Source organism: Streptosporangium sp. NPDC006013, from assembly GCF_040614275.1.
GTDB lineage: Bacteria > Actinomycetota > Actinomycetes > Streptosporangiales > Streptosporangiaceae > Streptosporangium.
In genome coordinates this window covers 1-11,363 of the sequence record NZ_JBEXUE010000330.1, presented here as the reverse complement: position 1 = coordinate 11,363, position 11,363 = coordinate 1, and the positions used below count along the sequence as shown (strand labels likewise).

The window sequence follows — 11,363 nt, the reverse complement described above, 5'->3', positions numbered from 1 at the left end:
GCCCGCACCATGTGGTGCGGGCCCTCCGGTCAGCGATCAGGCCTCGACGTTCTTGGGGTCGCCGTGGCAGCGCTTGTACTTCTTGCCGGAACCGCAGGGGCACGGCGCGTTGCGCTCGACGTTGCCGTACGCGTCACGCTCGGCCTTGGTGCTGATCCGGGTGTGCTCCACCTCACCGCTCTCCCCCGGAGCCGTGTACTCCAGCTCGGCGGGGCGCTGCGGGCCGCGCAGGCCACGGGCGATGATCGAGCGGGTCTCCGCGATCGCCGCGTCCTCGGAGGGCTCGGCCTCCTCGACGATCGGGTTGCTCTGCACCTCGACCTCAAGGTTGAACAGGTAGCCGACCGACTCCTCCTTGATGCCCTCAAGCATCTGGGTGAACATCTCGAAGCCCTCGCGCTGGTATTCGATCAGCGGGTCGCGCTGGGCCATCGCGCGCAGGCCGATGCCCTCCTGGAGGTAGTCCATCTCGTACAGGTGCTCGCGCCACTTGCGGTCGAGAACCGACAGGATGACGCGGCGCTCCAGCACCCGCATGCCCTCCGGGTTCATGGCCTGCGCGTTGATCTCCTCCTCGCGACGGTCGTAGGCGGCCATCGCGTCGGCCTTCACCCGCTCGTTGAGGAACTGGGCGGTGAGCTCCTCGCGGCCCCCGGCCTCCTCGATGAGCTCGTCGGCGGTGATGCTGATCGGGTAGAGCTGGCCGAGCGCCTTCCACAGCTTGTCGAGGTCCCACTCCTCGGCGAAGCCCTCGGCGGTGGCACCCGCGATGTACTCGTCGATCACGTCGTTGACGAAGCCGCGGATCTGCTCGTGCAGGTCCGCGCCCTCCAGCACCCGGTGGCGCTCGGCGTAGATCACCTTGCGCTGCCGGTTCATGACCTCGTCGTACTTCAGAACGTTCTTGCGGATCTCGAAGTTCTGCTGCTCGACCTGGTGCTGCGCGGAGGCGATGGCCTTCGAGACGATGCCCGACTCGATCGGTACGTCGTCCGGGATGTTGAGCCGCGTCATGATCATCTCGACCCTGGCCGAGTTGAACAGGCGCATGAGGTCGTCCTCAAGCGAGAGGTAGAAGCGCGACTCGCCCGGGTCTCCCTGACGGCCGGAACGGCCGCGGAGCTGGTTGTCGATGCGCCGCGACTCGTGCCGCTCGGTGCCCAGGACGTAGAGGCCGCCGAGTTCGGTGACCTCGTCGTGCTCGGCCTTCACGGCCTCCTTGGCCTTCTCCAGCGCCTCGCCCCAGGCCTTCTCGTACTCCTCCGGGGTCTCGACCGGGTCGAGGCCGCGGCTGCGCAGCTCCAGGTCGGCACGGAAGTCGGGGTTGCCGCCGAGCATGATGTCGGTGCCTCGACCGGCCATGTTGGTGGCCACGGTGACGGCGTGCTTGCGGCCCGCCTCGGCGATGATCGCGGCCTCACGGGCGTGGTTCTTCGCGTTGAGGACCTCGTGCTTGACGCCCTTGCGCTTGAGCTCCTTGGCCAGACGCTCGGACTTGGCGACGCTCGTGGTGCCGACCAGGACCGGCTGACCCCGCTCGTAGCGCTCCTTGATGTCCTCGACGCCGGCCAGGAACTTGGCGTCCTCGGTCTTGTAGACCACGTCGGCCTGGTCCTTGCGGATCATCGGCCGGTTCGTCGGGATCGGGACGACGCCGAGCTTGTAGGTCTGGTGGAACTCGTTGGCCTCGGTCGCCGCGGTGCCGGTCATGCCGGAGAGCGTCTCGTAGAGGCGGAAGTAGTTCTGCAGCGTGATCGTGGCGAGAGTCTGGTTCTCGTCCTTGATCTTGACGCCTTCCTTCGCCTCGATGGCCTGGTGCATGCCCTCGTTGTAGCGGCGGCCGTGCAGGACGCGACCGGTGAACTCGTCGACGATCAGGACCTCACCGTCGACGACGATGTAGTCCTTGTCCTTCTTGTAGAGCTCCTTGGCCTTCAGCGCGTTGTTGAGGAAGCCGACCAGGTGGGTGTGCTCGGGCTTGTAGAGGTTCTCGATGCCGAGCCAGTCCTCGACCTTCTCCACGCCGGACTCGAAGATGCCGACCGTGCGCTTCTTCTCGTCGACGGCGTAGTCGCCGGTGTTCTCCTCGCCGTCCTTGCCCTCGGTGCCCCTGCGGAGCCGGGGAACGATCTTGGCGAACTCGGAGTACCACTTGCCGGACTGCTCGCCGGGCCCTGAGATGATCAGCGGCGTCCTGGCCTCGTCGATGAGGATCGAGTCGACCTCGTCGACGACGGCGAAGTGGTGACCGCGCTGGACGCACTCCTCCAGCGACCACGCCATGTTGTCGCGCAGGTAGTCGAAGCCGAACTCGTTGTTCGTGCCGTACGTGATGTCGGCGTTGTACTGCTTGCGGCGCTCGTCGGAGGGCATGTTGGCCAGGATCACGCCGACCTCGAGACCGAGGAAGCGGTGGATGCGGCCCATCTCGTCGCCGTCGCGCTTGGCCAGGTAGTCGTTGACCGTGATGACGTGGACGCCCTTGCCCGAGATGGCGTTGAGGTAGGTGGGCAGCGTACAGGTGAGGGTCTTGCCCTCACCGGTGCGCATCTCCGAGATGTTGCCCATGTGCAGGTTGGCCCCGCCCATGATCTGCACGTCGAAGTGGCGCTTGCCCAGCACCCGCCGGGACGCCTCGCGAACGGTGGCGAAGGCCTCGGGAAGCAGGTCGTCGAGAGACTCACCGTCGATGTAGCGCTGCTTGTAGTCGGCGGTCAGCGCGCGAAGCTCGGCATCGGTCAGGCTCGTGAAGTCGTCTTCAATGGAGTTGACCTGGTCGGCGATCCGCTTGAGCTTACGCAGAAGCTTGCCTTCGCCGGCGCGAAGAATCTTATCGAGAAAGGCTGGCACTTTAGGTAAAGCTCCTCGCAGGTCTTCCGCGGCCGGACCGGCCCGGCTGAGGACGAGACATGGTTCTCCGCTGCCATCGTAGGCGGTTCCGCCACCAGACACAGCCACCCTGAAAGACGCTCTTGCGGCCTGTGGAGTTCCTTGCCCGCTTCTTTGAGAGAGTACGGCCAACTTCAAAGGGTATGTCGTCTTTTGTCATGTCCGCATCAGGTGATCGTGGGGACACGACACCGCCCCCCGGAGGGAGAGGCCGTGACGGCGAGGCAGAACCACTGGGGCAGGGCGTCATCCTGGCTGACGGTGACCGTGATCATGTTGGGTTTCGCCGTCGCCGGAACCGGCCTCTGCATGGGTCCCGACTGGTTTCTCCTGTGGGCGGGCACGACGGTCTGCGTCATCGGGGTCATCCTGGTGCCGGTCTTCCGGGTCTTCCAGGACGTCGTCGTGGACGGGCCCCGCACGACGCGCGACCAGAGCGCCCGGGGCGTACTCGGCTGACGCCGGGTGAGGTTCGCCCTCCCCCGACCCGAATCCACCCCGTCCGGCGATGTTCTGACACCGGCATAGCATTTTCGTCGGTGTCAGGCGCTAGCCTCAGCCGCACACCGTGTTGTCTTCTCCCGGGGCGGTCAATGAAGCTCTCCCTCTCTTCAGACGAGGCCCGTCGTATCATCCTCCGCGCTCAGGGGTTCCTCGGCGCGGAGTCCCGGCGCGGCGGCGCCCCCGCGGCCCTGCGCCGCCTGGGTGCCGTCCAGCTCGACACGATCTCCGTGCTGGCCCGCTCCCACGAACTGGTCGCGTACGCCCGCCTCGGCGCCGTCGGCAGGCAGGAGGTCGAGCGTGCCTACTGGGACGAGCCCGCCAGGGCCTTCGAGTACTGGTGTCATGCCGCCTGCGTCCTGCCGATCGGCGACTGGCCGCTGTACGCCTTCAGGCGGAGGTATTTCCGGGCCAGGAAGTTCCGCTGGCACGAGGTGCCCGACAGTGTCGACAAGGTGCTGCAACGGGTCCGCGAGAGCGGCCCGATCACCACCGCCGACATCGGCGGAGCCAAGAAGGGCGGCCCGTGGTGGGACTGGTCCGACTCCAAGATCGCCATTGAGTGGCTGCTCGACACCGGCGAGGTCGTCTGCACGCGCAGGGTGGGCTGGCGCCGCGTCTACGACCTGGCCGAGCGCACGGTCCCCGGGCACCTGCTGGCCGAGGAGCCGTCCGACGCCGAGTGCGTCACCCGGCTCGCCGGCATCGCCGGACGCGCGCTCGGGGTGGCCACCCGCGCCGACCTCGTCGACTTCCTGCGTCTGAAGGCGCCCGAGGCGCTGCTGCTCGACAGGTGCCTGCGCGACGGGTCCGCCGGGCTGGTCCCCGTCCGCGTCCCCGAATGGCCCGAGCGCGCCGCCGACGCCTGGGCCGATCCCACCGCGCTGGAGACCGAGCCAAGGGGCCGGCACCGTACGACCCCGCTCTCCCCGTTCGACTCCCTCGTCTGGGATCGCGCGCGCACCGCCCGCGTGTTCGGTTTCAACCACCGCCTTGAGGCGTACGTTCCCAAGGAGAAGCGCGTCCACGGCTACTTCACGATGCCGGTCCTGGCCGGAGGCCGGCTGATCGGGCGTGTCGACCCCGCCCGCGAGGGTTCCACCCTGGTGGCCCGCCAGGTGAGCCTTGAACCCGGTGTCACCCCCGGCAGGGGCGCGGCCTCGCTGGCCGGGGCCAAGGACTTCTACGTCTTCGGCGAGGTCGCCGCGTTCGTGCACGACAAGTGGAACCGCGGCTCGGTGAACCACTCCGCCCAGTTCTTCACCTGGAAGGAGCGCAAGGAGTACAGCGCCGACGACGTCCGAGCGGCGATCGAGCAGTACGACTACGAGAACCTGATGGGCCCGGGCAACCAGCCCACCAGTACCAACGCCACGCTGAACGGCAACACCTACCACGCGCCCGACCACAGCAGGTTCTCCGGCATGAACGTCATCGACATGCGCATGCACATGAACTTCGGCGAGGCGTCCAACGCGTTCGGCAACGGCAAGGACTCCGACGACAGCTACAACGACGCCACCTACAACACCGTCTACGTCGACTCCCATGACTACGGCCCGAACAAGTCCTCGGTCCGCTACGACGGCGGCACCGACGCCTGGGCGGAGAACATGAGCCTGATGTGGACCTTCCGCGGCATTCCGACGCTCTACTACGGCTCGGAGATCGAGTTCCAGGCGGGCAAGCCGATCGACTGCGGGCCGACCTGCCCGCTGGCCACGACGGGGCGCGCCTATTTCGGTGACCACCTGGCGGGATCGGTCACCGCCTCGGGCTTCGGCACGGTGTCCAGTGCCTCGGGCACGGTGGCGCAGACCCTCGACAAGCCGCTGGTCAAGCACGTGCAGCGGCTCAACCAGATCCGCAGGGCCGTCCCGGCGCTGCAGAAGGGGCAGTACTCCACCGAGGGTGTCTCGGGCGGCATCGCCTACAAGCGTCGTTTCACCCAGGGGTCCGTGGACAGCTTCGTGCTGGTCTCGGTCTCCGGGAACGCCACCTTCACCGGCATCCCCAACGGCACCTACGTCGATGCCGTCACCGGTGACAGCAAGACCGTCACCGGCGGAACGCTCACCATCTCCCTGAGCGGCAAGGGCAACATGAGGGCCTACGTGCTCGCACTGCCCGGCAACCCCGCTCCCGGCAAGATCGGCGTCGCGGGGCCGTACCTGAGGTGACCGCGCCCGGTGGCACCGCCCGGATCGGCTCGGAGGCCGGATCCGGGCGGTGTCGCGCCTTTCACCACGCGTGATGCCGCACTCCCCCGGCGTAGGCCGGCTCCGGCTCCCCCGCCGGGGTGTCGCGGCGGGCGCAGGCCGTCAGGAGTCGATCAGCTTCGCGAAGCCCGGGTAGTCGACCACGATCCCGTCGTCGTCGAAGACGAGGTCGGCGTGCAGGCCCCCGCTCTCGCAGCGCACCAGGTTGGGACCGAGGTGGGTGTAGCGCTGGGGATGGTGGCTCACGTGCAGGTGGGGCACCTGGACCGAGGCCGTGACGATGTCCACGTGCCCTTTGGAACCGTTGAGGCCGTGCCGCAGGACCGGCATGGTGTGCGTCAGCGGCGAGAGCTCCAGATCGCAGTCGAGCGCGTCGTTCAGGACGTTCATGTCCCCGCCGGGCAACGCCCCGTCCAGGCGCCCCTCCTCGTAGGTCTCACAGGACCAGGCTCCGTGGACGGAGCGGCGCAGATCGAGGGACCGGGACCAGCCCGCGCCGTGAGCCCGTACCGTCAGCAGCTCGGTGATGTACCCGGGCAGCACGCGCAGCGTGTATTCCAGCCGGTAGGGCACCGGATCCGTGCCGATCGCCACGCCGACCGCCATCATCTCCCCGGTGAGGTCGACCTCCGCGTATTCGGCTCCCTCGTCCTTCAGCCACACGAGCCCGCGCATCGCCGTCCCCCCGCCCGCTCCTTCCCGGCCCACGAGTGAGATGACCCGGCGGCACGGGAATACCCCTGGCCGGTGAGCGTGAACCTCCACACCATTCCAAGAACGTTAAACAAGACGCGTACCCCCTCGGCTCTCCGGCGCGGGGCCCGGCTACGGTATGCCGGGTGCAGGCGGTTATTGCGGCGTTCGTCCCCATATGGTGCATCGGTGCCCTCGGCTGGCTGGCCGCCCGTTCCGGGTCGGCGAGCGTTCAGGTCCGGCAGGCGCTGACGAGGTTCGCGTTCACCATCGCGATGCCCTCGGTGCTGTTCACCACGCTCAGCCGTACCCCGCTCAGCCAGATCCAGCCCGGCCCGCTGCTCGCCTTCGCGATCAGCACCTTCACCGTCGGCCTGCTGGCACTGGCGCTGTTCCGCGGCAAGCTGCCCGACCGGGTGACCGGCGCGATGGCGTCGTCCTATGTCAACGCCGGCAACCTCGGCATCCCCGTCGGCCTCTACGTCCTGCACGACGCGACGTTCGTGGTGTCGGTCCTGATGTTCCAGGTCCTGGTGGTCTCCCCGCTGCTCTTCCTCGGTCTCGGGGCCGGCGGCTCGTCCTTCTTCGCCCCGCTGCGGACGCCGATCGTGGCGGCCTCGATCCTCGGCCTGGGCGTGTCCGCCCTCGGCTGGCGGTTGCCCGACCTCGCGCTGCGGCCCCTGGAGATCCTCGGTGGCGCCGCGGTGCCCCTGGCGCTCTTCTCACTGGGCATGTCCCTGAGCGGCTCGGCCGTCGCCTGGCGCGGAATCGGACCGGTGGTGGTGCTCAAACTGCTGCTCCAGCCGCTGGTCGCTCTCCTGGCCGGACGTTTCCTCCTCGATCTCGACGGTCCCGCGCTCTTCGCGGCGGTCCTTTTCGCGGGACTTCCGACCGCCCAGAACACCTATGTGTACGCCGCCGAGCACGGCCGTCCCACCGAACTGCCCCGCGACGCCATCCTCGTCTCCAGCCTCCTGTCCCTGGTGACCCTGTCCGTCATCGCCCTGCTGGGAGCCGGGTGATCCGAGAGATCCGTCCGTCCGGTACGTCCAGCGTGGTGACGAAGTGCCGTCTCCCGAGAACGAGGTCCATCGCGCCCAACAGCGCATGCGGGCGCTATGAGGCGTGAGTGGCGGCCCGCCGAAGTGCTTCGATCACGGTCGTGATCGCGGGCCGTCGCGCGCTGCCGGAGCGAACCGCGGCCACGATCCTCCGATCGGAGAGACCGATGATCGGGCGAGCGACGACGCCGGCCCTGGGCTCGACCGCGAGCTCGGGGAGCACCGCGACGGACAGTCCCGCGGCGACGTGGGAGAGCAGTACACCGTAGCTGGAGAAGCGACCGGCGACGATCGGCTCGAATCCGGCGAGCCGGCAGTGACGAGGAACGAGCTCACCCAGGTACGTGCCCGAGTGGTCCAGCGCCCACCGCTCCGCGGCGAGATCGGTGAGCGAGACGACGTCGAGCTCCCCCACCGCATGAGCCGCGGGCGCGACGAGCAGGAGCGGGTCGGTCGCGAGCGGGATCACCGTGATGATGGGGCTCAAGAGCGAGCCGTCGGCTTCGTCGACGGTGACCACGAGATCGCAGCGGCCCTGATGGAGCGCCACCATGCTCTCGCGCGGCTCGATCTCGAGCAGCTCCAGCCTCAGCCGCGGGTGCGTGCGCGCCACAGCCGTCACCGCCTCGATCAGGATCGGGGCGATCGAGCTGGCGAACCCGCCCACGCGCAATTGTCCCGCGGGTTCGGTTGTGACCTCGGCCAGCTCCGCCTCGATGGAATCCATGTGGTCGCGCAGCTCGCGCGCCCGTTCCACGAGCGTCGCACCGGTCGGCGTGAGGGTGAGGGTTCGACCAGCCCGTTCGAAGAGCTGCACTCCCGTCTCGGCCTCCAGCACTGTGAACTGCTGCGACACCGTCGAGGGGCTCAACATCAGTTCCGCCGCCACGGCGCGCACGGTTCCGACCCGCTCGAACACATCGAGAAGCCGAAGTCGCCACGGGTTCAGAGTCATGACACGCAGCCTACTGTTCGATGGAACCGAACAGAATGATGGAAATGCTGTGATGGACATGCACAGTCTGACGTCAGTACCGTCGAACCATGTCGTCCATCGCCTCCGAACCCCCACTCGCCTCCGATGCTGCGTTCTGGTCAGATGTTGACAAGCACGTCATCCGGTACGGCGCCCCGTTCGTTCCGGAGATAATCGCGCGCGCCGAGGGAAGTTTCGTCTACACCGAAAGGGGGCGGAAGATCCTCGACTTCACGTCGGGGCAAATGAGTTCCATCCTCGGCCACTCGCACCCGGAGATCGTGGCGACAGTGCAGCGCCAGGTCGCCGGCCTCGACCACCTCTACAGCGGCATGCTCTCCAGGCCGGTCGTCGAGCTCTCGCGACGCCTGGCCGAGACGCTGCCCGACCCTCTCACCAAGACCTTGCTGCTGAGCACGGGTGCGGAGTCGAACGAGGCGGCTATCCGGATGGCGAAGCTTGTCACTGGAAAGCATGAGATCGTGTCGTTCGCGCGGTCCTGGCATGGCATGACCCAGGCCGCAGCCGGGGCGACCTACAGCGCAGGACGCAAGGGATACGGTCCGGCCGCCCCGGGCAACATCCCGATCCCGGTCCCCTACGAGTATCGGCCCGATTTCATCGACGCGGAGGGGCGACTTGACTGGCGGCGTCAGCTCGACGTCGCCTTCGGGCTCGTGGACGCGCAGTCCACGGGAAACCTCGCCGCCTGCATCATCGAACCGATCTTGAGCTCCGGGGGAGTCATCGAACCGCCGCTCGGCTACCTCGCGGCACTCAAGCGCAAGTGTGTGGAGCGCGGGATGCTCCTCATCCTCGACGAGGCTCAGACCGGGCTGTGCCGTACCGGTACCTGGTACGCCTTTCAGCGCGACGGTGTCGTTCCCGACATCCTGACCTTGTCGAAGACGCTCGGCGCCGGCCTGCCACTTGCCGCAGTCGTCACCTCGGCCGAGATCGAACAGGCCGCCGCCGAGCGGGGGTTCCTCTTCTTCACCACGCACGTCTCCGACCCCTTGGTCGCCGCCGTCGGCAACACCGTGCTCGACGTGCTCGAACGTGACGCGCTCGATGCGCGAGCGACCGAGTTGGGAGCGTTCCTGCGCGCCGGTCTGCTGTCCATCCAGCACCGGCACGCCATCATCGGCGACGTGCGTGGCCGCGGGCTCCTCCAGGGAGTCGAACTCGCGCCCGGCACCGGCGCCGAGGAGAGCTCGGACGAGCTCGGGGCGGCCATCACCCGCCGCTGCCTCGAACTCGGCCTCCACATGAACATCGTGCAGCTGCCGGGAATCGGCGGCACGTTCCGGATCGCCCCCACTCTCACCAGCACCGAAGACGAGATCACCCTCGGCCTGGAGATGCTCGACCAGGCGATCGAAGAGGTGACCGCACGAACGCACCTCGCTGCTTGACCGGGAAAGGGGATAGCGCCACGGTGGCGACGGCCGTCAGACCGTGGGCGCGTTGGCGTCCTGGCTCACCACCGCGAGCACCCCGTCGATCTCGGAGAGCGCGGTGGTCAGCTCGGTTATCAGGCCGGCTCCGTGCACGGTGAGCCAGAGCGAGACGGTCTCCGGGACGTGGCGCTCGCCGCGCTGGTCGACGGAGAGCTCGTCCACGACGAATCCCCGGTGCGTGCATTCGGCCAGTACCAGCCGGAGCACGCCCTTCCTGTCGAGATAGGTCAGATGGAGCCGTGAGGGGGCGTACCTGGACCAGGGAAGCCGGTCGGCCAGCGGGGTGAGGACGAGTACCGTCATGAAATAGCCCACGGTCACGGCCGTCGCCAGCAGCCACAGCCCCGCCCCCGCCGCCATGCCCACCGCGGCGGTGAGCCAGATCGCCGCGGCGGTGGTGAGGCCGCGGACCGCGTCGCCGCGGACGAATATCAGGCCGGCGCCGATGAAGCCGATGCCGGTGACGATCTGGGCGGCCACCCGGGACGGATCGAGGGTGACGTGCTCTCCCAGCACATCGGCGAAGCCGTATTTCGACACCAGCATGAACAGGGCGGCGGCGAAACCGACCAGGGCATGGGTGCGCAGTCCCGCGCTCTTCTGGCGGATCTCCCGCTCCAGGCCGATCGCGGCCGAGAGCACGAAGGCCAGGGCCAGCTCGCCGATCTGCGTCCAGCCCTGTCCTGCCAGGTCACCGAGAGGTGCCAGCGCCACCACCTCCAGGTCGGGCCGGCAGGTCCCCTCCCGGCCCCGGTCCGCCGGGAAGGGCCGGGCCCCGCTCGGTGTCTCTTTCCTCGCTACGCCGCCTCCGCGGCCTGCCCGGCTTCCCGCAGGAAGGGCGAGAACCGCTGTTCGGTCAGATAGTGACCGATCCCGACGACGAGTACGAGAGGCCATTCGACGACTCCGAGCGCGCCCAGCACGCCCAGCACGCCGTAGAAGACCAGGCGATCCGGCGGCGGCACGGTCAGCGTGCCGATCACCGGCAGGCTGATGTGCGGCCGCTCCGCCCCACCCGCCTGGCCGCCCGCTCTGCCATCCAGTGCGGTGGCGGTTCCCTTGACCATGACAGCCTCCGTGAATCCTGACGTACTGTCGCAAGTCCCCGGCCTCACGTGGCCTGTAACGCCGTTTGATGAGAACTTTGCCCGTCCCGGGTCCTCAGCTCCGGGCCAGGCGCCAGATGTGGAAGGCCGGGCCGTCGGCGGGCAGTGTGACGGTGCCGTCGGCCTCGGGGGACAGTTCCGCGTCGCCGTACACGGGCAGGCACCGGGCGCCGAGCGGGAGCCGCACCGGCCGGTGGGCGGCGCGGGCGGCCAGGATCAGCAGGCGTTCGCCCGCGCGCTCCCGGACGTAGACCACGGCGTCCTCGGAGACGTGCAGCCAGCGCAGGCCTCCGTGGCGCAGGGCGGCCTCGCCCCGGCGCAACGCGATCAGGTCGCGGTAGACACCGAGGGTGCCCTGGTCCCACCTCTCCGGCCGGTCCCAGGGCATGGTCCGGCGGGAGTCCTCTCCCCACGCGCCCTCCAGGCCGATCTCGTCGCCCGCGAACACCATGGGCGTG

Annotated in this window: 10 protein-coding genes; 4 read left to right on the top strand and 6 right to left on the bottom strand. The window is 68.4% G+C overall.

Annotation, left to right across the window (positions count from 1 at the left end):
• Nucleotides 1-36: 36 nt before the first annotated feature.
• A complete protein-coding gene (secA, locus tag ABZ260_RS35855; RefSeq protein ID WP_355626500.1) occupies nucleotides 37-2,850 on the bottom strand; it encodes a preprotein translocase subunit SecA in 2,814 nt (937 codons plus the stop codon).
• A 252-nt stretch (nucleotides 2,851-3,102) separates the two neighbouring features.
• On the opposite strand from secA, the gene ABZ260_RS35850 reads away from it, so the two are divergent.
• Together ABZ260_RS35850 and ABZ260_RS35845 are read left to right on the top strand one after the other, a co-directional pair.
• Entirely contained in the window at nucleotides 3,103-3,348 is a 246-nt protein-coding gene (locus tag ABZ260_RS35850; protein WP_355626498.1) for an HGxxPAAW family protein, read from the top strand.
• A gap of 134 nt (nucleotides 3,349-3,482) precedes the next feature.
• On the top strand, nucleotides 3,483-5,570 hold the full coding sequence (locus tag ABZ260_RS35845) for a crosslink repair DNA glycosylase YcaQ family protein (protein ID WP_355626496.1): 2,088 nt from the start codon (nucleotides 3,483-3,485) through the stop codon (nucleotides 5,568-5,570).
• Between the two features lie 141 nt (nucleotides 5,571-5,711).
• On the opposite strand, the gene ABZ260_RS35840 is transcribed toward ABZ260_RS35845, so the two are convergent.
• Nucleotides 5,712-6,284 (bottom strand): putative glycolipid-binding domain-containing protein, encoded by a 573-nt coding sequence (locus ABZ260_RS35840; RefSeq protein ID WP_355559794.1) that lies wholly within the window; start codon nucleotides 6,282-6,284, stop codon nucleotides 5,712-5,714.
• Between the two features lie 164 nt (nucleotides 6,285-6,448).
• On the opposite strand from ABZ260_RS35840, the gene ABZ260_RS35835 reads away from it, so the two are divergent.
• Entirely contained in the window at nucleotides 6,449-7,324 is an 876-nt protein-coding gene (locus ABZ260_RS35835; RefSeq protein ID WP_355626495.1) for an AEC family transporter, read from the top strand.
• Nucleotides 7,325-7,418: 94 nt separating this feature from the next.
• Here the strand turns inward: ABZ260_RS35835 and ABZ260_RS35830 are convergent, their stop codons facing one another.
• A complete protein-coding gene (locus tag ABZ260_RS35830) occupies nucleotides 7,419-8,318 on the bottom strand; it encodes a LysR substrate-binding domain-containing protein (protein ID WP_355626493.1) in 900 nt (299 codons plus the stop codon).
• 89 nt (nucleotides 8,319-8,407) lie between these two features.
• On the opposite strand from ABZ260_RS35830, the gene ABZ260_RS35825 reads away from it, so the two are divergent.
• Nucleotides 8,408-9,754 carry an aspartate aminotransferase family protein gene (locus ABZ260_RS35825; RefSeq protein ID WP_355626492.1) on the top strand — a complete coding sequence of 449 codons (1,347 nt, stop codon included), beginning with the start codon at nucleotides 8,408-8,410 and terminating at the stop codon, nucleotides 9,752-9,754.
• A 36-nt stretch (nucleotides 9,755-9,790) separates the two neighbouring features.
• Here ABZ260_RS35825 and ABZ260_RS35820 read toward each other — a convergent pair whose 3' ends face one another.
• The 3 genes from ABZ260_RS35820 to ABZ260_RS35810 all read right to left on the bottom strand — a co-directional run.
• Nucleotides 9,791-10,513 carry an MgtC/SapB family protein gene (locus tag ABZ260_RS35820; RefSeq protein WP_355626490.1) on the bottom strand — a complete coding sequence of 241 codons (723 nt, stop codon included), beginning with the start codon at nucleotides 10,511-10,513 and terminating at the stop codon, nucleotides 9,791-9,793.
• 83 nt (nucleotides 10,514-10,596) lie between these two features.
• A complete protein-coding gene (locus ABZ260_RS35815; protein ID WP_355626488.1) occupies nucleotides 10,597-10,866 on the bottom strand; it encodes a hypothetical protein in 270 nt (89 codons plus the stop codon).
• Nucleotides 10,867-10,960: 94 nt separating this feature from the next.
• The coding region (locus tag ABZ260_RS35810) for a DUF3459 domain-containing protein (protein ID WP_355626486.1) at nucleotides 10,961-11,363 on the bottom strand (403 nt) is incomplete at its 5' end.